Here is a 21,221-nt window from a genome sequence, read left to right on the forward strand (position 1 = left end):
CGGCGTAAGAACTTCTTGCACAACGTCTCAACCACACTCATCAAGAACCACGATTTAGTGGTTGCAGAGGAATTGCGAAGTAAGAACTTACTAAAAAATCATGCTTTGGCAATGAGTATCGCAGACGTAGGCTGGTGTACCTTCTTAGGCATGCTAACTTACAAGGCTGACCTTTATGGTCGCCAGTTTGTAACGGTCAATCCTAGGAATACCACTCAAACCTGCCATAGTTGCAGCTTCGTCATGGGGACTGAAGGCACTGATAAGCTTAGGCTTGCTGATCGAGAATGGACGTGTCCTAAATGCCATACCCATCACGTTCGCGATCACAATGCCGCGCAGAACGTACTGATCAAAGGGCTTGCTAAATTAGCCTGATTAGGCTCGTCCCTATGGCAACCTGGGGACGCTAAAGGCACTGGTAATTGCCGTGTAAGACAAAGCAGTTCTACGAACTGCCTGCAGTGGTGTATCTGTGCAAATTGTGATTCAAGCGCTCGTAAGAAGGGTGTTTGCTCACAAGCCACTGACTTTAGTCAGTGGTGGTTGACCGTCAGCTGAGCTGCAAAAATGCCTTGATCAGTGCTTTCAAAATCGCCATCTTGATTGGATAGTGTTTCAAGGTAATAGCCACTGGTTGAAGATGTCACGCGAATTGCTTTGGTAGGATCATTTTGTTGCACGAACGCGTGACCGACCAAGGTAGCAAGGCTTGCTTTTGGCGCGGCATTTTTGGTTTTCTTCCCGGCCTTGATATGTTCGGATGCCCGTGTGCTGGCGGTTGTACGCGACGGTGACGATTTGTCATTCGCAGTCGTCTGAGAACAACCGCTTAGTAGAAGCAATATCATGAGCCCAACTATTTTTTTCACATCCACATCTCCCCTAATGAATGAATTGAATACAGGTCATGACGATGGGGATGACGATCATGGACAAAAGGGTGGTTTCCGTGACCATGATCGCGGCGTAATCAGCATCCGCATCGTAAAGTTTGGCGACAACCGGTGCATTGGTCATGACTGGCATGCAAGATTGCAGGATGAAGATTTGCTTCATCAAGGTCGGTACCGGAGCAAAGGCGACGAGCGCCGTCATGAGCAGCGGAGCAAACAGAAACCGGCCGCTGAAAATGCCCCATGCTTCTTTGCTGAGACGCAGTTTACTCCAGCCGGCTTCGTATAAGGCAATTCCAATGAAAAACATGGAACCGGGAACCGTCAAAGCGCCTATGTAAGTGAGATCTGACATCAAAAAAGATGGGAGCTTGATGTCCAGCAACACTAAGACAATGCCTAACATGAAACCCAGTAATGGTGGCGAGAAAACTTTCCCAAGTGCTTTTTTTAAATTAAATCGGGCCGGTTTCGGGCCATCCCCCTGAATCAGGTAGACACCAATCGTCCAAAAAATGGTTGTATTGGCCATGTAATAAACGAGCACATAAGGCAAGCTGCGGAGACCAAATAATGCTAAGTTGACAGGCAGCCCGATGAAAACCGTGTTGGAGTTGAAAAACATCGATTTAAAAGTGCCTTTTCGCGATTTTGGAACTTTTAACAGGTAACACACCAAAAAGGACAGCGCGAAAAGAATCATCATAGATAACACCGGAAATAATAAATCCGGCAATAATCGCAGCAGCATGCCGGCCGTGAACTTTGAAGCAATGGTGACAATCATATAAGCCGGCAGTGCGACTTGGGTGACAACCTTAGCAATGACCTTGCTTGAATGGTTATTAAACCAGCCGCGCGCGGTAAGAAAATAGCCGAGAATGATCAAAATGAGAATTTCTAAAACACCAAAGACGCTTGAGATAAATGCGGTCAAATACCAACACTTCCTTATAAATTATTTTGGCCGTCGTAAGGTAAAAGTTTGACCAAGTTTGGCATAGGTAGGGCCGGCAAGCCGTGCCACTGGTTCCAAAGCGGCAGAGTTAACGTGTAAGCTTGGTAAATCAAGTACCGTATCGGCAAAGTGGAATTGTCGAATTTCCAGAATAAATAGATCGGTGATGATCACTCCGGTGCGATCACGAATCGGCACATATTGATAAAGCTGAGTTTCAAAACGAACAAGCGTGGCTTGCAGACCGGGCACCTGAATTTCGGTACTGGCCACCAGCGGCAGATCAATCAAGTTCAATTCACTTAGATCCGGTGGTAAACTAGCGGCTGTTTGGTTCATCGCCTTGGCGAGATCAATGCTGACCATGTGCACGACCGCTTCACGGCGCGCCAGCAGATTCGCCGCGGTGTCTTTTGGCTGCTGGCCTTCCCGCAAGATGGACACAGATAATAATGGCAACTGATTGGAAATCCCGGTTGTAAAAGAAAATGGCGCCAGGTTGATGACACCGGTCGTGCTCTGCGTCGTGATCCACGCAATGGGGCGGGGAATGATGCTTCCAGACAGCAGTTTGTATTGCTCGCGGGGGGATAGCTTGTTGGCAGGTAAGTTAATCATAGTAGCCTCCGGTGGCTGGTGAATGGGGAATTGCGCTCAAAAACCACGTCATGACTGCAAGTTTAGCGCAGGTGCGAGTTGTCGTCAAAGCGATGTAACTTTTGTTTCGGTTAATAACTATTTGAGTGCTCTGATAGTGTGTATACTCGGTGATTCACGGTTAAAAGTTCAATAAAAAAGCAATGTTAGAGAAAATTATCTCAAACACTGCTCATTGATCGGCTGAAGGAAAGGTGCCTTTGTTAGGAATTGCTATTAGTCGAAGGAGCACTAGACGGCGGCGTAGAAGAAGGTGCTTTGCTGTTATCTGGTACCTTGTTCTGAGTTGACTGGCCATTATTAACGCCGTTGTTGGTTGATGTATCAGGGCTTTCGTTCGAATGATTACCTGTAGTACCACCGGATTGCCCGGCTTGATTGCTCTGGCTGTGTTCACTTTCCACACTTGGCGCAGTAGAAGGCGTTGGTGTTACCGAAACTTGCGAAGAAAGAGATTTGCTGCTGGATTGCGGTTGCTCATAAATCGATGGCTCACTTGTTACTGAACTTGATTCAGCACTTGAAGCAGTCTGCTTTGCCTTGAAATCATCAAGGCTGAGAAGCTTCTTCTTAGATCGTTGCAAAGGCAGGTTGGTAGTTAGGTAACGATAGTTGTGAGGGGTTTTGCCTTTTAAAGTGATGGTGTTATTGAGCTCTTTTTTTAAGACCTTTGTGTAATCACGAACCGTGCCGGTTGCCCCTCTTGCAGCATATTCAACCGTTGTTGCCGGTTGATTGTGCTTATAAGTTTTCGAATTGGCATACGTATAAACATTGGCTTGTGTCGAACTGAGCGTTAACTTGCCTTTTTTTTGTTTAATATCGCCAGTATCGTTAATAATGCGCGGCTGACTTCCCGCGTCAAGAATGATTAACCTGGTATATGTTTTGGATGATGTTAACTTCACATAAACCGTCAGATCGTGGTGGTCCCCGTTGATGTCAGCGACGTCCCCGGAAGCTGTATAAGTACCGCTTTTAAATGAGCGGGTGACCGTCGATGATGAACTGGAAATGCTAATGACGGAAGACGAAGCTACTGGTCCTTGAACCTTTGCACCGCGCAATACCAGCCAAACGAAAACGGCGATGAAAACAATGACCGCGCCAATACCCGCTAATGTGAGGTAAAGCCTCCTCCGATTTCTTCGAATACGTTCACGTCGCATGAATTGCCTCCTGAAATATAGTGAAAGCTATTATCCAATATTAGGGTATGCAGGTTTGAAACACAAGCAAAACCAAAAAGGCTGCCAAAAGCAATTGATTGGCGCCTTTTTTCTGCTTAATGACAGACGGTTCAAAATAAGCAGTGCGAAGACGATATCTTTAAATGTCTTTATATAATGTCGCCGTTGGCTAGAATCAACGTTTCGATAGGTACATCGAAACGTTCGACTGGCCAATCGGGTTGAGGAAAGGCCATAACTGGCGGGACAAGGGTTAGTGTGTGGCCTGGATATTTTGCCAAGAAGCGATCATAGTAGCCACCACCAAAACCGATACGGTATTTATCTGCCAGTGAAAAGCCGATCCCAGGTACAATCAAAAGATCTGGCGCCGGTTCAACCAAATTGGCTTGATAGGCAGGCTCAGGGATACCAAATGCACTCTTTACGAGTTGCTTATGACCGGGATCTGGTAGAAAAACCATCTGACGTTTTGGCATAACCCGCGGTAAGAAAACCGCTTTATTAGCAGCGTGTGCCGCGGCAATAATCGGTGCCGTAGCTACTTCAAAAGGGCTGCTGACCGTGATACCGATACTTTTAGCCTGTTGCCAGAAGGACGTTTTAAATAAGGTAGCCATTAACGACTCGCTGGCAGCTTGAGTTTCATCGGCAGCAGCCTGAAGGCGTTTAAGCTGGTGGGTGCGGAATTCGGCTTTTGTGGACATGGAAACCTCACTTATTTTTTAGAAATTCGCTTAAAACAACGGCTTGGTTATGAGTTTCGTCTTTGGCACCGTATAACATGATGATCGGATCCTGCTCATGCGCCTTAAGCGTTTTGACGAAGTCTGGTAAATCTGGGTTGGCGGCTAATTCTGCTGAGTAACGCTTTTTAAATTCGGCATATTTGGACGGATCGTGGCCAAACCACTTACGCAGTTCAGCAGATGGTGCTATAGTTTTGGCCCACAAGTCTAAGGCGGCATTGACTTTACTGATGCCACGCGGCCAAATACGATCAACGAGGACGCGAAAACCGCTTGCCTGGGGTTTTTGATAGATACGTTCGAGTGTTACTTTCAAAATCATCACCTCTACGATTATCATACCAGTTTTGGCAAGAGGTGGATGCCTAAGTGCGATACGCTAGACGAGTTGAAAGAGATGAATGTTTTGTTATCGATACGATATACTGATTTAAAGAGGTGTTGATATGATTACGTTCTATCAATTTCAAAAGCAACGCAATGTGCAGGTGGCAACAGATGATCGGGCTAACTGGATTCGTGTGCAGTCACCATCGTCTCAAGAACTGCAAACGCTAGCGACCAAGTATGGCTTGCCGCAAACTTATGTGGACGCGGCGCTTGATCAACACGAAAATGCTCGGGTGGAAGGACTCAACTCCGCTGATAAAATGCCGAAGCTGATCGTGTTGCGCTATCCGATTGAAATGACAAGTGAGATGGGATTTCGACAGTTCAATACAGTGCCTTTAACAATGATCTTATTAGCTGATAAAGTGATGACCATTACGGATTACCCGTTGGAGGCATTCAATGACTTAGCCCAGCACGCGCTTTCACCTAAACCGGAAGAGTTCGCATTAGAGGTGCTATGGCGAGTTTTGCACCAATTTGTGGTCGATATGGGTAAGCTGAATGATGAAACAAAACAAGTTGAAGGCAGTTTAGGTAAAGCTACGAAAAATACGCAACTTTATCAACTTATGGCGATGCAAAAAAGCCTAGTCTTCTTTGATGCGGCACTCGATCATTCAGGATATTTGGTGAAAACAATACGGGAAGATGAACGCTATTTCAATACCGGTGGTTATCTTCGCCGACTACATGATGTGGAAGTTGAAGTTATTGAAGCCCAAACAATGGTGCGCGTTACCAATAAGCTGCTGGACCAATATTCAACAACGGTGAGCTCGATTGTTTCCAATAACTTAAACCTTATCATGAAGGTTTTGACGAGTCTGACCATTATTCTAACGATTCCGACAATCGTTGGGGGCATTTATGGCATGAACGTACGGTTACCGTTTGCTAAAGCGTACTGGATTTTCTGGTGGCTAATCGGAAGCACAGCTGTTCTATGTGGTCTCACTGCATGGTGGTTGTGGCGAAAAGATTATTTTTAGTCAAGTGAAAAAGCAGAGACTTTGCGAAGTCGGGTGCTAATCCAATTTCACAGCACTTAGAATTTGCATAAATCGGGTCATATTGGAAGTCAAGACGCGATCTTGACGATAAACAAAGGAGATGGTGAAATCAGGTTGGTTGGGATCGTCAATTTTTAGCGTACCGAGATGATCTTCGGCATATATGGCAAGCTTAGTTAAGAAGCCAATACCGATATTCTGCGCGACAAGACGTTTTAACAACTGAACATCGGTGGTCCGGTAAATGATATTTGGCCTGAAGCTGTGTTGCTGTTGAAACCATGAAAATGCACGCGCATGAACAAAGTCATCGCTTAAAGTGATGAACTGCCGATTTTTCAGTGACGCCAGCGAGACATGCGTTTGTTGCACTAATGGGTCATTTTCGGCGGTGATGATGACAAACGGTGCCGTATCGATTGGAATGATATGAAAGTCAGGCTCGACTAATGGACCACTTCCTCCTAACAACGCAAAGTCAAGGTGACCATCTTTGATTTGATTGAGAAGTGCAGCTGAGCCGCCCTCAAATGTTTCTAGCTGGGGCATCAATCCAGCCGCGCTTAGTGCTGTAGCAATTTTTGGAAATAGGTAACTACCGATAATCGGTGGCAGTCCAAGACGGATCTTACTTTTTTGGTCCCAAGCAATGTCCTGTTTTGCTAGGGATAACTGATGCAAGAGAATCGTGGCATGACTGGCCAATTGTTCACCTGCTGGCGTCACGCTGACATCGTGATGACGACGATCACGAATGACTAATTGCGCTTGAAAATAGTCTTCCAGCCTTTTGATAGCCGCAGTAATAGTCGGCTGGCTGACGGCAAAGTCTTCAGCAGTTTGCGAGAAGTTCCGTGTTGCAGTTAGTCCAAGAAAATATTCAAAATCACGAGTATTCAAGTAAGAACCTCCTAAGAAGCGCAAGCATGTGCAGGCTTCAATCGGCGTTTAAGCAAACTTGTATTTGAAGGGTCGAGGGTTTAACCGATCTAACAGAGTTCCTTACACCCAATTTTATGCACGGTCTAGCGCGTTTATGTGACGAAAAAAATATTTTGTCAGCATATAAAGATATTTTATCACTGTTATAAAGTTTGACTATAAGTTTAGATGAGGCGTAGTGTGTCGACATGTGAAAAGAGGAGTGTTAAAAATGAAATATACACCAGAGCAAATTTTGAATAATCCATTTTTAAACAAGGGAACTGCTTTCACTCAAGAAGAGCGGAATCGGTACGGATTGAACGGTCTGTTACCACCGGCAGTGCAAACTTTGGACCAGCAAGTCAGACAGGCTTATGATCAGTTTCAAACAAAGCCAACTGATTTAGCTAAACGACAGTTCTTAATGACGTTGTTTAACGAAAACCACGTTCTGTTCTATAAGCTGTTCTCTGAGCACATCAATGAATTTATGCCGATTGTCTATGACCCTACCATTGCTGAGACAATCGAAAATTACAGTGCGTTGTTTGTGAATCCCCAAAATGCCACTTATCTTTCCATCGACGATCCTGATCATATTGAAAGTGCGTTAAAGCACAGTGCTGATGGGCGCGACATTCGCCTATTGGTAGTGAGCGATGCTGAGGGTATTCTTGGTATCGGTGACTGGGGAACCCAAGGTGTTGATATATCAGTAGGTAAGTTGATGGTCTATACTGCTGCGGCTGGCATTGATCCGAGTCAGGTTTTGCCAGTTGTTTTGGATGTTGGGACAAATAATGAAGCCTTACTAAATGACGAACTTTATCTTGGAAATCGACACAAGCGAGTTTATGGGCAAAAGTATCATCAGTTCGTTGATAAATTTGTCGCAACGGCCGAAAAGTTATTTCCAAATCTATATTTGCATTTTGAAGATTTTGGACGTAGTAATGCTGCTGATATCCTGAATCAATACAAAAACAAAATCACGACATTCAATGACGATATTCAAGGAACCGGTATCATTGTGCTGGCCGGACTGTTAGGCGCTATGAACATTTCTAAACAGAAGCTCACCGATCAAGTTTATTTGAGCTTTGGTGCTGGGACAGCGGGTGCAGGGATTACAGCACGCGTGTATGAAGCGTTTATTGAAGAAGGGCTGAGTCCTGAAGAAGCAAAGAAGCATTTTTATTTGGTCGATAAACAGGGTTTGTTGTTTGACGATATGACCGACCTGACACCAGAGCAAAAGCCATTTGCGCGTTCCCGTAGCGAATTTGCCAACGCGGATAAGCTTACGACACTTGAAGAGGTTGTTAAAGCGGTACATCCAACAGTCATGGTCGGAACTTCAACAGTTCCTGGCACGTTTACCGAAAACATTGTAAAAGAAATGGCGGCTCACACTGATCGACCAATTATTTTTCCACTATCGAATCCAACCAAGCTGGCAGAAGCCAAAGCAGAAGATCTAATTAAATGGACCGATGGGCGCGGATTGATTGCTACCGGCGTTCCAGCTGCGAATGTTTCTTATAAAGGCGTTAGTTATGCAATTGGTCAGGCAAATAACGCTTTGGTTTATCCAGGTTTAGGGTTGGGCACAATTGCTTCCACCGCGAAGTTACTAACCGATTCGATGATTTCTGCAGCGGCACATAGTTTGGGTGGCATTGTTGATCCTGATCAGCCAGGGGCAGCGGTATTACCACCGGTCTCTAAATTGGATCAATTTAGCCAAACAGTCGCAGTTGCAGTTGCAGAAGATGCTATCAAGCATGGCTTGAATCAACAACCAATCAGCGATGCTAAGCAGGCTGTTGCTGATATGACATGGAAACCAGAATATCGGCCTCTGCCGAGTTCAATCGAATTAGACTTGGGGGAATAAAAAAGTGGCTGCATTAAGTACATCAATTCAAAGTGTGCTGACCCTCGTTTTACTAATCGCCTTGGGTTATGTTTTGCGGCGACAAGGGCGGTTTGATGATCAGTTCGGGAAAACTATTTCTGATTTGTTGATGAAAATTGCTTTGCCTGCGTCAATCTTTATCTCTGTGCTACAACGATTGACCTTTGATAAACTGGTAAGCTTGTCGTCAGGGTTGGTTTACGGTTTCGGCGCTGTCATTCTAGGCTATCTGATTGCCTTTTTACTAGTTTGGCTTCTTAAAGTACGCCCGGGACGGCGTGGGACGTTTATCAATATGTTTGTGAATGCCAATACCATTTTTATCGGGTTACCGTTGAACCTTGCCTTGTTCGGTCAGAAAGCGGTGCCGTATTTCCTGATGTATTACGTGGTGAACACGGTCTCAACATGGACACTCGGGGCCTTCATCATGGCATGGGATGATCCGACGCAGGAAAAGACAGAAAAAAGTGGCGCTGGTTTTAACTGGAAGAAGCTATTGCCGGCACCACTGGTTGGTTTCTTGGTTGCCTTGGTTTTCCTTCTCCTGAAGATACCATTTATTCACGTTGGCTGGTTAAGTTTTGCAGTTAATACGTTGAATTACGTTGGCAGCCTAGTTACCCCTCTGTCGCTAATTTATATTGGGATTATTTTGGCTGATGCTGGACTAAAAGCGATTCGGTTTGACCGTGATACCATCGTGGCCTTGATTGGCCGGTTCGTCATCGCGCCGGCGTTAATTACGGGTTTGATTTTACTGGGCATGAAGGCAGGTTTCAATGTGCCAAGTCTCGAAGCGCAAACACTGATTATTCAGGCGGGCGCACCGGGTCTTGCTGTACTGCCGATTTTGGCAACGGAAGCCCACGCCGACGTGAAGTACGCCACCAATGTTGTCACGACCTCGACTGTGTTATTCGTAGTGGTCGTTCCGATTTTGATGATGCTGGTTCAGGGACTGGCCTAATATTTAATCATGAAAAAAGAGCCATTCGTGGCCCTTTTTTTTCGCCCAAAATTAATCTTGATGCGCCTCTAAGTAAGCCAATGCGCTGACGTAATCAGGCTCATTTGTTTGTTCCGTGATCAGTTCCCGATATTTAACCATTCCGGTGCCGTCAACGATCCAAACGCTGCGGGCATCAGTGTGGTTGTCGGCAACGAACAGTCCCATGGCCTTGCCGAAATCAGCATTCTGGTCGGAAAGTAGCTGCATTTTCGTTACATTTTCCGTTGCGCACCAAGATTGTTGTTCTTGCGGGGTGTTGGTCGAAATCGTATAAAAATCAACATTGTCAAACTCATCCATATCCTGGTTAAAATGTTTAGTTGAGATGCTGCAGACCCGTGTGTTGATGTCGGGAACAACACTGATTAGGGTTAGCCGGTGGGTAAGGTCGTCAGTCTTGATTGGCTGACCTTTTGCATCGGTGACGGTAAAAGTTGGCAGTTGATGGCCTAATGCTGTTGGGGTGCCGTTGGTCGTGATGACGGTGCCGTGTCTGGTTATTTCCATTGAAAAAACACTCCTTTAAGTGGTCGAGACAGGTGAGATTAAAGACAACACAGTTAGTGTATCATGATTGTCCGCTGTCTGACACGTATGCAACTTAATTGTTATAAATTTACCAGCATATACATTGACGTGAATATAAATATTTATGTAAGGTTAAATTAAGAAAGATGTTATAGCACCTGTCTTGGGCAGACCATAAAAAGTCATCAAACGGTTTGTGACACATCGCGTGCTAGATTCACAGTCAATAGGGGGTGCAGCCAAATGCAGCAAACATTAGTCGTTTATACTTCCGAAACCGGTTTTACCCAGCGGTTTGCGTTGAGTATTGCGCAAACCTTACATTGCGAAGTGATTGATGTGCAGTTTTTAACAGCTTCGGACTTGGAAAACCGCACCTTGATTATTTACGGCGGGCACCTTGTTGGGAATAAGGTGCTTGGCTTGAAATCATTTTTCCGCCAATTCAAACCCGTGCTGCCTGATATCGTTATTGTGTTTGGCAGCGGCGTGGTTCGCCGTGACACTGTGAATTGCCAGCAAATTAAACAATATCAGCTCATGCGTGATTGTCCATTAACCAATTTTTACTATGTGCAGGGTTATCCCAAACTCAGCCAAATGAACTTTTTCCGGCGACTGCGAGCGATCCGAGCATTAAAGCACGGGGGAAGCAAGTCATATCCTGCCGTTCAAGAGGCGATTGGGCCACTAGTTGCCGAAGTGACCAGTTTATTGAACGCTCCTTTTACGCACGATGCAGTTCAGACTTAATTTGTGTTAAATACGAGTGAGCGGGCTGACGGCTTAAGCAGTTTCCTCAAGGGTGCCAATCATAATGTGAAAGTACTTATACACCGATGTTGGTGGCTCGGTCAGAATAATCGGACAGGCATATGAAAACATGTCAGCCAGATCGCGTAATTTTAACGTGGTGGCCATTTGGATATTTTGTTCAAGCAAGGTTGCGGCCTGCTTGTGATGACCGTTTCTGACATATAATTCTGCTTTGTGAAAGCGAGCCCACAAAGCGAACTCAGCGCTTGGCTGTTTGTCGAGCGCTTTTTCTAATTGAGCTAAATAATGCGCTGCAGCTTGGTTATCTTGCCTCGTCATTTCCAACATGACCTGATTTTCCAGCAAATTGAGCAAAAGCAACGGTGTGTTTGTGAAGTGACGATAGTAATGGCTGCGCTTGATGGCAATGGTTGATAATCGGCGTTGCGTGGCGGCCGGCATGGCAATGCTAAAGAGTATGTAAAAATACAGATCTAACTCACCCCAATTATCTAATCGTTGTAGATATTGTTCCGCAACATGGGTCAGATCGGGACGTACCGGTAACTCGTGGCGATCCTCAACAAACAGTGATTGGAATAAAGCTGCTAAAATCGCCCGTCCGTTAACGGCTAATTTATGTTTTAGCGAGGGTGCTTTTTCAAAAACGATTTGGGCCTTTTCTTCCTCAAGTTGTAAAGCTTGAATGATTTGAGGGATCTTTTTGGGATCAATTGACATCGCCGTGGTTTTACCAAAATACGTTTCCAGAAGTCGATCACGATCGCCATAACCAAGGCGCAAGCCGTTAGCGACAAGATATAAAAATTCCTCCGGGGTGGTTTCCAACCGGCGAAGCAAATGAATCAATTTAGTAACCGTGATGTCGTTTTGCCCGCGTTCAACTTTTGACAGATAAGAACTGCTAATAGCCTCATCAGCCACATCAGCAAGTGTCAAAGCTTTATTCGTGCGGATTTGGCGCAGAAGCGAGCCGATTTCCATGATGATCGCCTTTCATATATGACATTTATCATGTCTCTCAGCATATACCTACGTATATTAAACAACAAGCCATCTGATCAGATTGGGTTAGTTGAAGCAAATGGGAGTGGTTAAGATGTTAACTTGGAAATATGGCCATAAATGGCAATTAGTGATCTATACCGGTGCTGCTTTATTTTATAGTTTGATGAATGTCGGGGTGGCATTTTGTTTGACAATGCTCATTCAGACTGCATCGGCACGATCCATGGCGCAATTCTGGCAGGCGGTTGTCCCGAGTTTGGTGATTTTTTTGGTGCGTCGTTAGCTGCTTGGTTGGTGATGTACTTACAGGCGGTGATCACCCGACAAGTCAACTTGAAAATTAAGGCGGCAATGGCGAATTATCTGGTAGATGAGGCCGATTTAGCCAGCACCCAAACATCTGCGCTATCTTTTATGACGAACGATTTAAAAATGATTGAAACAAACGGGATCACAAGCGAACTGACCATCATTAACCAGATCATTGTTTTTGTGGGCGCGATGATTGGCGCTTTTGCATTTGATTGGTTGACCGCTTTGGCATTTTTCGTGGGCAATTTGGTACCGCTGACGGTAGCGCATGTCGTTCAGGGACCATTGCATAAGGCGTCAGCAGATTGGTCGGATGCCAATAGCCGTTGGACAACCGGCATTAAGAATTACTTAGCAGGCAGAGATACGATCAGAATTTATCAGGCACAAGCAGTTGTTAAATCAAGAATCGGCGGGCTTGCTCGCGGCTTGGAAGACCGGTTGAAAAGATTAACGATCCTGACGGGGAACATGAATGTTTTAGGGATGTTGCTGGCTCTTTGGTTTGGAGTTCTTCTGCCATTTGGCGTTGGCATTTACCGCGTGATGGTAGACGCCTCAACTTTGGCTTTATTTATGGGGATCGTTCAGCTCTCCAATGATATGCGCAATCCCTTGATTATGATGATTGAGTCATTAAACAAGTGGCAAACGACAAAACCATCAGTCGCCAAAATCCAGCAAGCGGTGCCTAAAATGCAAGCTTTGTCCGACAATGAGGCATCAAACGGGACGATTCGCTTAAAAGATGCCTCGGTGGTGATCGGTAACCAGAAAATTCTTGATGCCCGTAACCTGACGATTGCACCAGGACAAAAAGTTTTAATCATGGCACCGTCCGGTTATGGTAAATCGACACTGTTGAGACTCCTGGCTGGCGAGTTACCTTTGTCTGCCGGGCAGTATTGGCTCGGTGATATGCAAATCACGGAAGCAACCCGTGGGCAATTAAGCCGCTTGTTCGGTTTGATCAAGCAGACACCATTTATGTTTGATGACACGGTCCGTTTTAACCTGACGTTAGGCGGCCACTTTTCGCAGGCAGACTTGAACAAAGCCGTAGCCGATGCCGGGCTCACAGCCCTAATCGCTCAAAAAGGGTGGGACTATCAGGTTGGCGATGGCGGACACAATCTGTCAGGTGGCCAAATCCAGCGCCTTGAAATTGCCCGGGCATTATTGCGAAAACGCCCCATTTTGCTAGCTGATGAAGTGACATCTGCGCTAGACAAAACGTTAAGCGATCAACTGCATGCGCGCTTGCTGCAGGGATCAGCAACGTTAATCGAAGTCGCCCATCATATCAGCAAATCGTGGCAGCAAAAATACGATCAGGTGATTCGGTTTGATGAGGATGCATAGGCAGATTATCTGTTACCATCAAAAAACCGATGCCTTGTTGACATCGGTTTTTGCGTAAACTCATGCTACCCTTGATCGATTTCCTTACTTAACGCGATAACCTCATCCACCGTATCACCCAAGAAACTAATCGCATGTTTCAACGCGACATCCGTTGTGACATCAACACCAGCAACACGCGCCGCGGCAACAGGGTCGAGTGAATCGCCGAGACCTAGATAACGCAGCCAGCGATCCACGGCGGGCTTGCCTTGTTGCTCAATGGCTTGAAACGCTTGAGTGGCTACGGTCAAGCCGGCAGAGTAGGAATAGGAGTACAGCCCCATGTAATAATGGCTTTGCCGCATCCACGTCAAGTCGGCACCTTCCTCAAGTTCGACAGCCGGTCCCCAGAAGTCCGTCAAAACCTTACGCGTAATCGCATCAAGGCGTGCAGCATCGAAGCTCTCGCCTTTATCGATTAACGTGTAAACCTCGCGTTGAAAGGCGGCTTCTAGCAAGTGTGTGACAAAGTTGTGGAAATAGGTGTCATTTAAAAGACGTGACAAGGCAAATCGTTTCATGCGCGGATCTTTAGCGGTTTCTTCAAGGTAGTGGGTTAACAGCAGCTCGTTAAACGTTGAAGGGCTTTCGACTAAGTAATCATTGAATTCCGAATCAAGCACGTTATGGGCTTTTTCTGAACGAACCATCTGCGCTGTATGTCCCAATTCATGAATTAGGGTGTACACGGCGGGCAAGGTATTGCTCCAGGTCATTTCAACGTAGGGATGAACACCGTAAGGCCCGGCTGTGTACGCACCGGAATCTTTACCTTGATTGGCAGGAAAATCAATCCAGCGATCCGTGAACGCTTGGATCATCTGGTCCTGATAATCCTTGCCCATCAAGGCCGTGGCATTTTTGATCATGTCCTGAGCCTGATCCAAGGTGATTTTCGGAGCATAGCTTGGGTCAATGTCGATTTGCAGGTCGGTATAGCCGATGTGATCCAGTCTCCAAAGCGTTTTAACGTGGATCACATATTTGCGCATAATCGGAGCTAAATCGCGCATGATGACATCAATTTGGCGGTTGAACATTTCTCGGTTGATTTCTTGGTCAGCGAGAAGGTAATCAATGACGGAATCGTAACCGCGCATGGTTGCTGTAATTTTTTCACGCGTGACTTGTGCTAGGTAGCCGGTAGCCATGGTGTTTTCATAGCGACGCAAGGTCTTGTTGAATTGGGCATACGCGGCACGGCGGATTTCGGTGTCAGGATGTTTCTGGTAATTTTCTTCGTACATCACGAACGAAAGGGGATAAGTTTTGCCATGGGCCGTAAACGTGCCAAAGTCCATGTCGCCAAAGATCGTTTGATCGCGAATGTTGCTGGGGGCCTGAAAAACCGGGGACAATTCTGCCAATACCTTTTCAGCAACAGGTGGCAAGGCGCCTTTCTTGGCCACTTTGATTTGGCGAATGAAGCCGGCGTAATCGGGTGCCTTCTCGACAACGGCGTCAAGTACGGTTTCAGACAACTGAGTGAGTTCGGCTTGGAAGAAGCTCAGTTGCCCGCCGATTTCGCCACCCAATGCGGTGACCTGTGCCTGTCGTTCCCGCAATTTCGGATCGGTGGTATCGGTTGAATACGGCATGAACCCCCAGTGGGCAATTTTGCTATCAAGGGCTACAATCGTACCGTAGTCGGCCAATGCATCGACAATAATGGCCGGCTCTGTCAATTTTCCCTGATACATGCGGACAAAATCCTTGGTTAAGGCGCGGACCTGTTTGATCGCTTCAGCGTAAGCAAAGTCGTCATGAAAGATCGGGGTTAGATCCCAAGTCAGCTTCGGATCAACTGCCTGGCGTTTAGGTAACTCAGTTTCGCTCATATAAAAACCTCCTTCACATGGTGGCTAAAGTATAGCATTGTTCGCGCTTAAGGTACGGGTTAGTAGCTTGTTGAACCGATTATTTCTTTCGGCAAACTGCTCATGGTAGAATTATATAAAAAGGATGTGTTATGAATGGGTATCGACAACAATCAGTTAGTGGCGCGCTACTTTGATCGAAAAGCCGATCATGCGGAATTTTTCAAAGCTTTAGAAACCTATCTCGACGATAAACTGGGACAATTGTATGCGACTTTGGAAACGACCTTTGCTGACACGGTGGTCCTGTCCGTTGACAACGCTATTGCCCAAGCGCATCAAGCTGGGGCAACGATTGATGATCCTGCCGCTGAAGAAATTGCTGCCGCGAATTATTTGTTTAAAGAACTGGCTTCGCGCGGCTTGTGGATCCAGTCACCGGATCAGACGGAGCCGAATACGATTATTGCCAAGCTGAACTTTGGCAATCGGCGCACGTATTACTAAGTGTACTTCCCGTCAACAGGATGACATAAAAAAACGCTGTGCGATTGTGACAAAGTTCGTACAGCGTTTTTTCGCGGCTATCAGTATATAGTCGCCTGTTGTAGTCATGATGACTTAGGTGCGTATTGCTTGTCCGCAAACCAAATCGGAATCTCCCGTCGTGCGCTTTCCTCGCTATCTGAGCTATGAATGACGTTGCGGATGGTCTGGTCGGCCCATTCCCGGCCAAAATCGCCGCGGATGGTACCTGGTGCTGCTTCTCCTGGATTGGTCGCGCCAGTCATTTTTCGAATAGCTTCAATCACATTAAAGCCGCTGACAATCATCGCCACAAGCGGGCCGCTGGTCATAAAGCGTTCGATTTTTGGAAAGAAGGGTTTGCCGACAAGCGCGGCGTAATGCTGGTGCAATTGAGCAGTTGTTGCCTGGGTGACCTTTAAGGCTTCAATGGTAAAGCCGCGCCGCTCAATGCGGGTAATCACCTCACCGATGTGGCCGTTAGCGACGCCATCGGGTTTGACTAAGACTAAAGATTGTTCCTCTGCCATGCGTATGCCTCGATTCCTAAATGTTTTCAGAAAGTTCATCCAAATTCAGTATACACGAGTCACACCAAATGGCGGCTGGAATTTTTGTTTAGTGCCAATTGATTTTCGATAACACCCGTCGGCCAAGGAATTCCTGGATGAAAAGATAAAACGGTACAGTGGAGGCCATCAGTGGTAGATAGATTAATGCCAATTGCCAATGCCATAGATTTGCGAGTGAAAAGACATGATTGAAAACAAAGAATACCAGGAACAAGGCGACACTAAGGCTAGCCAGTAATCCGACCTTGAGCCGGTTGAAGGGGCGGGCGACGACCAGCAACACATTAAGGGAAATCGTGCCGATCAACATGGCGACCATTGTTGAAGTGGTGTCGAAACTGAGATTTAGGAAAGACTCCAGCCAAGTCAGCAGTAAGGTATAGATGACCACGCTGATGGCGGCCGGAGCGGCGACGGTCATGACTTTCTGCATGAACTGCCCAGTAACACGTTCGAAATTAGGCTCCAGTGTCAGGAAGAAGGATGGGATGGCAACGCCAATGGCTGACACCGGTGTGATGTTAATCGGTACGATGGGATAATCAAGTGGCAGAAAGACGAAAATGGTTGCTAAAATAACTGAGTAAATAGTTTTGACTAGGTACATTGAAGCGACACTTTCAATGTTATTGATGACGCGGCGTCCTTCGTTGAGCACACCGGTCATAGCATCAAAATTAGAATCCAGTAAAACGAAATCCGCAATTGAACTGGCAGCATCGGCCCCAGAGGCCATGGCAATGCTGCAGTCACTTTGGCGCAAAGCCAGCACATCGTTGACCCCATCGCCAGTCATCGCAACGGTATGACCTAGCGCCTGATAAGCCATAATGAGCTGTTTCTTTTGATCTGGGGTGACGCGGCCAAAAACGTTGTACTGCTTGACCAAAGCCTGAAAATCAGCATCAGTAGCATCGGCAGCGACCTTACTCATGTCGACACTGCGATCCGCTCCTTCAAGGCGTGCTTGTTTCGCAATATTGGCAACCGTGATCGGGTCATCACCGGATATCACCTTTAATGCCACGCCTTGACTCTTGAAGAAATCAAAGGTGTTAATGGCAGTCGGGCGTAATTCATCGGTGATCAAAATAAGGCCAAGCAGTTCCGGGTTCACAAGCGGCTGGGCGAGCGTTTTGGCGGTTCCCACCGCCAGCACGCGATAGCCGTTTGAAGCGGCTTGTTTGATTTGGGTCGCAATGTCGGCAGGCAGCTGTTCACCAAAAGTAAATTGCGGGGCACCCATAAACAAGGCGCGTCCGTCAACCACGGCACCTGACCATTTACGCGCAGATGAAAACGGCATGGTTTGCGTGATTTGTTGGTTAGCGTCAGCGTCGGTTGCGGCTTTGATGGCTAAGGCGGTTTCGTTATCATCATTGAGTGCATAAACGATGGCTGCAGCAGCACTCGTAACCTCTTCGGCTGTGTGGCCAGTTGCTGGCAATGTGTTGGCGACTTTAAGTTTGCCACTGGTGATGGTGCCGGTTTTATCGAGGCAAATCGTATCGACACGCGCCAAGGCTTCGATGGCGGGTAAGGCCCGAACGAGCACGCGTTTGACAGCCAAGTTGCGGGCAGAAACAGCCAGCGCCACGTTGGTCAGTAACACCAGACCTTCTGGGATCATCCCGATCATGGCCGCACTGGTGGTTAAAATGGCCCGATTATAGTTGCCACGGCGAATCATGGAAACGGAAAAAAGAATGACACCGATCGGAATGAGCACATAGGTCAAAACCCGAATGATGCGGTTAATCGTCGCCAACAATTGACTTTGGCGCGTTTTTTCTGCCTTTGCTTCCAATGAAAGTTTAGCGGCAAAGGTATCTTTACCGACAGCGGTAACTTGCATAGTCGCTTGTCCGGAAACCACAAAAGCACCAGAAAGCAATGGGTCACCTACCTTTTTGGTGATTGGCCGCGATTCACCGGTCAGTGGGCTTTCATCACTCTCAAGGCCGTTGGTGGCAACAACGGTACCGTCGACTGGGATCTGATCACCGCGTTTGAGAATCACCATATCGTCCATGACCAGTTGTTCAAGATCGATTTTTTGCTGGTGTCCATCACGAATCACGGTGGCATGGGCGGCGGCGAGAATCGACATTTTATCGATTTGCCGCTTCGCCTGAATTTCCTGAATGGTACCGATGGCAGTGTTGATGATGGCAACGCCAAGGAATAACAGGTTTTTATAACTGCCGGTGGTGATAATCAGCGCACCAAGGACAACGTTGACCAAGTTAAATAAAGTGAACGTGTTGACTTGGATAATTTGGCCAATAGAACGGGTCAACGGTTTCAGCGGCAGATTGTGTTGCCCGTTCTCAAACCGTTCCTGAACCTGCTTTGTCGACAAACCTTGATCTGGTGAAATCTTGTGTGCTGCCATCGCATGCCCTCCAATACTTTTTATTTATTTTACCAATCTATACAACGAGATGCCGAATATGGCACTTATTTTTACGAATCTTTGAAGTTATGCTGCCTGCACGCTATTGTCTGACCCCGCGGTAACCGTCATAATAAGGGCTAAATGACAGGAAAGAAGCGATTGCATGGTAAAACTAAACCCGAACGGAACCCGTTTTGTGACATTGCCGAATGGTTATCATTTATGGACCCAGACGCAAGGTCAAGGCCATATTCACCTGATGACGCTGCACGGTGGACCCGGCGGCACCAACGAAGTGTTTGAAAACTTTGCCCCAAAACTAGCGCCTTATGGGATCCGCGTCACCCGTTACGACCAACTGGGTTCCTTCTTTTCCGATCAACCCGACTTTGCGGACCCGACCAATCAAAAGCGGTTCCTCAACATCGATTATTATGTCGATGAGGTGGAAAATGTTCGGCAGCAGTTGGGAATTGATCATTTTTACCTACTTGGCTAATCTTGGGGCGGGGTGCTGGCAATCGAGTATGCGTTGAAATATGGCGAACACCTTAAAGGGCTAATTCTAAGCTCGATGATTGATAATCTGGATGAATATCTGGTGAACATCAACCAGATTCGCGAAAAGATGTTTTCACCTGAAGATGTTGCGTACATGCAACAAGTCGAGGCTCGCCACACTTTTGACGATGCTAAATACCAGGCGTTGGTGAGGGAATTAGGTGAGCATTACCTGCACCACGCAGCCGATCCCCAGCCACGACACTTAATTTCAACACTGGCAACGCCGGTATATCACTATTTTCAAGGCGACAATGAATTTGTGATGGTCGGGGCACTTAAAAATTGGGATCGCCGGGCCGATATTCATCGAATCACGGTGCCGACTTATTTAACGTTTGGCGGCCATGAAACCATGCCGTTGACCGCTGCTGAACGGATGGCCAAAACGATGCCGAATGCCACATTGCATGTTACCCCAAACGCCGGGCATGGGCAGATGCTGGACAATCCTACCGATTATTTCAGCCATTTAGGCCAGTGGCTCGCGCAAACCGATGCAAAACCCCCTTTAAGCGACAATTAACGTTATAATAAGGTTGGTAATTTAAAATTGCTCAGGTAATGGAGGTGCTTTCATGGCTAGCATTGATGAATTAAAAGATGATCTATTTGAACCAGTTCACGCGTTTGATAAGGCGATTGAGGAACAACCGGAATTAATGATCCCGATGGCCGTCGTGCATTTAATTCCAATTGCGTTGGCACTCGGTGGCGGTATTATGATCATTCACGGCCATCAGAAGCTGCGCATCGAAAAAGAGCGAACTAAGCAGTTAAGCCTTAAGTTGCAAATGCACAAGCATCATCACGGTCGTCACAACTGGCGGTTGGCGCCAGAACATCGCGGCGCCCATGACGTCTTTGCACCGGAGTATGAAGAGGTGCCTTTGAACAAGAAACATCACATGCATCACCGGCATTAGGCTGGGTAGAATCGGAATAACCCTCGCAGTTCATTTTGCGAGGGCCTTTTTGTCACTAAATTTGAGCCGAGACCTTAACTTTTAACGCACAGATTGAAACTCACGACCAGATGCGGGAAAATAGGGCAATACAATTATTTTTTGGAGATGAAGCTGATGGCAACCATTTTCATGCGCGCGGCAACGACAAACGATATTCCTGATATGATGCGAGTGATTGCCTCTGCTCGCAAGTTTTTAGGCGATCAGGGCATTCCTCAATGGCAAGGTACTTATCCGGATCAGGCAGCCATTGAGCGGGACATTGCCACCGGGATCGGTCGGGTGCTTGTGGTTGACGGGAAAGTGGCCGGACTTGCGGCGTTGGTCGTGGGCCCGGATCCGCATTATCTCCGGATCGATGGGGAAGGCTGGCTGGCCGATGTGCCGTACCTGGCCGTCCATCGGTTTGCGCTTGATGGCAGCATCCGCGGCAAACATCTGAGCCGGATTTTCTTCAGCAACATCATGAGTGAAGCTTATCGCCGCGGTTTTACAGATTTACGGGTCGATACCCATGCACAAAATGTGATTATGCAACATGCAATTACGGGGATGGGTTTCGTCTTTCGGGGGATTGTGTACATGGATGAGCCGGTGCCAGAACGAAATGCCTACGAGGTGCAGCTGACAACGGGGTGACGATT

General features: G+C 46.8%; 19 protein-coding genes and 3 pseudogenes. 10 read left to right on the forward strand and 12 right to left on the reverse strand.

The window, feature by feature from the left end; all coding sequences use genetic code 11:
* A partial coding sequence (locus BVJ53_RS07670) for an RNA-guided endonuclease InsQ/TnpB family protein (protein ID WP_137295984.1) occupies window positions 1–378 on the forward strand: 378 nt, incomplete at its 5' end.
* A gap of 170 nt (window positions 379–548) precedes the next feature.
* On the opposite strand, the pseudogene BVJ53_RS07675 reads toward BVJ53_RS07670, so the two are convergent.
* The 6 genes and pseudogenes from BVJ53_RS07675 to BVJ53_RS07700 all read right to left on the reverse strand — a co-directional run.
* Window positions 549–851, reverse strand: a pseudogene (locus BVJ53_RS07675) (hypothetical protein); the annotation flags it as partial.
* Window positions 852–885: 34 nt separating this feature from the next.
* The gene (locus BVJ53_RS07680; protein ID WP_129301908.1) at window positions 886–1,833 is read right to left on the reverse strand and encodes an AEC family transporter; all 948 of its coding nucleotides are present in this window, start codon (window positions 1,831–1,833) and stop codon (window positions 886–888) included.
* Window positions 1,834–1,854: 21 nt separating this feature from the next.
* Window positions 1,855–2,472 carry a flavin reductase family protein gene (locus tag BVJ53_RS07685; protein ID WP_129301909.1) on the reverse strand — a complete coding sequence of 206 codons (618 nt, stop codon included), beginning with the start codon at window positions 2,470–2,472 and terminating at the stop codon, window positions 1,855–1,857.
* Between the two features lie 242 nt (window positions 2,473–2,714).
* Window positions 2,715–3,680 carry a hypothetical protein gene (locus BVJ53_RS07690; RefSeq protein ID WP_129301910.1) on the reverse strand — a complete coding sequence of 322 codons (966 nt, stop codon included), beginning with the start codon at window positions 3,678–3,680 and terminating at the stop codon, window positions 2,715–2,717.
* A 170-nt stretch (window positions 3,681–3,850) separates the two neighbouring features.
* Complete coding sequence (locus BVJ53_RS07695) at window positions 3,851–4,408, reverse strand: 5-formyltetrahydrofolate cyclo-ligase (RefSeq protein ID WP_129301911.1); 558 nt, start codon at window positions 4,406–4,408, stop codon at window positions 3,851–3,853.
* 7 nt (window positions 4,409–4,415) lie between these two features.
* On the reverse strand, window positions 4,416–4,772 hold the full coding sequence (locus tag BVJ53_RS07700; protein ID WP_191983437.1) for a DUF488 domain-containing protein: 357 nt from the start codon (window positions 4,770–4,772) through the stop codon (window positions 4,416–4,418).
* 124 nt (window positions 4,773–4,896) lie between these two features.
* On the opposite strand from BVJ53_RS07700, the gene BVJ53_RS07705 reads away from it, so the two are divergent.
* On the forward strand, window positions 4,897–5,832 hold the full coding sequence (locus BVJ53_RS07705; protein WP_129301913.1) for a magnesium transporter CorA family protein: 936 nt from the start codon (window positions 4,897–4,899) through the stop codon (window positions 5,830–5,832).
* A 36-nt stretch (window positions 5,833–5,868) separates the two neighbouring features.
* Here BVJ53_RS07705 and BVJ53_RS07710 read toward each other — a convergent pair whose 3' ends face one another.
* Window positions 5,869–6,753 carry a LysR family transcriptional regulator gene (locus BVJ53_RS07710; protein ID WP_129301914.1) on the reverse strand — a complete coding sequence of 295 codons (885 nt, stop codon included), beginning with the start codon at window positions 6,751–6,753 and terminating at the stop codon, window positions 5,869–5,871.
* A gap of 244 nt (window positions 6,754–6,997) precedes the next feature.
* On the opposite strand from BVJ53_RS07710, the gene BVJ53_RS07715 reads away from it, so the two are divergent.
* Together BVJ53_RS07715 and BVJ53_RS07720 are read left to right on the forward strand one after the other, a co-directional pair.
* Window positions 6,998–8,674 (forward strand): malolactic enzyme, encoded by a 1,677-nt coding sequence (locus BVJ53_RS07715; RefSeq protein WP_263932613.1) that lies wholly within the window; start codon window positions 6,998–7,000, stop codon window positions 8,672–8,674.
* A gap of 4 nt (window positions 8,675–8,678) precedes the next feature.
* A complete protein-coding gene (locus tag BVJ53_RS07720; RefSeq protein WP_129301916.1) occupies window positions 8,679–9,665 on the forward strand; it encodes an AEC family transporter in 987 nt (328 codons plus the stop codon).
* Window positions 9,666–9,716: 51 nt separating this feature from the next.
* On the opposite strand, the gene BVJ53_RS07725 is transcribed toward BVJ53_RS07720, so the two are convergent.
* Window positions 9,717–10,214 (reverse strand): peroxiredoxin, encoded by a 498-nt coding sequence (locus BVJ53_RS07725; protein ID WP_129301917.1) that lies wholly within the window; start codon window positions 10,212–10,214, stop codon window positions 9,717–9,719.
* Window positions 10,215–10,478: 264 nt separating this feature from the next.
* Here BVJ53_RS07725 and BVJ53_RS07730 point away from each other — a divergent pair, with 264 nt between their 5' ends.
* Complete coding sequence (locus BVJ53_RS07730) at window positions 10,479–10,988, forward strand: flavodoxin domain-containing protein (protein ID WP_129301918.1); 510 nt, start codon at window positions 10,479–10,481, stop codon at window positions 10,986–10,988.
* A gap of 33 nt (window positions 10,989–11,021) precedes the next feature.
* Here the strand turns inward: BVJ53_RS07730 and BVJ53_RS07735 are convergent, their stop codons facing one another.
* Entirely contained in the window at window positions 11,022–11,996 is a 975-nt protein-coding gene (locus BVJ53_RS07735) for a helix-turn-helix domain-containing protein (RefSeq protein WP_129301919.1), read from the reverse strand.
* A 115-nt stretch (window positions 11,997–12,111) separates the two neighbouring features.
* Here BVJ53_RS07735 and BVJ53_RS07740 point away from each other — a divergent pair.
* Window positions 12,112–13,694, forward strand: a pseudogene (locus BVJ53_RS07740) (ATP-binding cassette domain-containing protein).
* A 65-nt stretch (window positions 13,695–13,759) separates the two neighbouring features.
* Here BVJ53_RS07740 and pepF read toward each other — a convergent pair.
* Window positions 13,760–15,574 carry an oligoendopeptidase F gene (pepF, locus tag BVJ53_RS07745; protein WP_129301920.1) on the reverse strand — a complete coding sequence of 605 codons (1,815 nt, stop codon included), beginning with the start codon at window positions 15,572–15,574 and terminating at the stop codon, window positions 13,760–13,762.
* Window positions 15,575–15,709: 135 nt separating this feature from the next.
* Here pepF and BVJ53_RS07750 point away from each other — a divergent pair, with 135 nt between their 5' ends.
* The gene (locus BVJ53_RS07750; RefSeq protein WP_167470183.1) at window positions 15,710–16,060 is read left to right on the forward strand and encodes a hypothetical protein; all 351 of its coding nucleotides are present in this window, start codon (window positions 15,710–15,712) and stop codon (window positions 16,058–16,060) included.
* Between the two features lie 104 nt (window positions 16,061–16,164).
* On the opposite strand, the gene ndk is transcribed toward BVJ53_RS07750, so the two are convergent.
* Both ndk and BVJ53_RS07760 read right to left on the reverse strand, forming a co-directional pair.
* Window positions 16,165–16,608 (reverse strand): nucleoside-diphosphate kinase, encoded by a 444-nt coding sequence (ndk, locus tag BVJ53_RS07755; RefSeq protein WP_129301921.1) that lies wholly within the window; start codon window positions 16,606–16,608, stop codon window positions 16,165–16,167.
* An 88-nt stretch (window positions 16,609–16,696) separates the two neighbouring features.
* Window positions 16,697–19,045, reverse strand: coding sequence for a cation-translocating P-type ATPase (locus BVJ53_RS07760; RefSeq protein ID WP_129301922.1), 2,349 nt, complete (start codon window positions 19,043–19,045; stop codon window positions 16,697–16,699).
* A gap of 166 nt (window positions 19,046–19,211) precedes the next feature.
* On the opposite strand from BVJ53_RS07760, the pseudogene BVJ53_RS07765 reads away from it, so the two are divergent.
* The 3 genes and pseudogenes from BVJ53_RS07765 (at window position 19,212) to BVJ53_RS07775 (ending at window position 21,216) form a co-directional block, all read left to right on the forward strand.
* Window positions 19,212–20,135, forward strand: a pseudogene (locus BVJ53_RS07765) (proline iminopeptidase-family hydrolase).
* A gap of 52 nt (window positions 20,136–20,187) precedes the next feature.
* The gene (locus tag BVJ53_RS07770) at window positions 20,188–20,535 is read left to right on the forward strand and encodes a hypothetical protein (protein ID WP_129301923.1); all 348 of its coding nucleotides are present in this window, start codon (window positions 20,188–20,190) and stop codon (window positions 20,533–20,535) included.
* Between the two features lie 156 nt (window positions 20,536–20,691).
* A complete protein-coding gene (locus BVJ53_RS07775; RefSeq protein WP_129301924.1) occupies window positions 20,692–21,216 on the forward strand; it encodes a GNAT family N-acetyltransferase in 525 nt (174 codons plus the stop codon).
* The last annotated feature ends 5 nt before the right edge of the window (window positions 21,217–21,221 follow it).

Origin of the sequence: Lacticaseibacillus chiayiensis, from assembly GCF_004123795.1 — a bacterium.
GTDB lineage: Bacteria > Bacillota > Bacilli > Lactobacillales > Lactobacillaceae > Lacticaseibacillus > Lacticaseibacillus chiayiensis.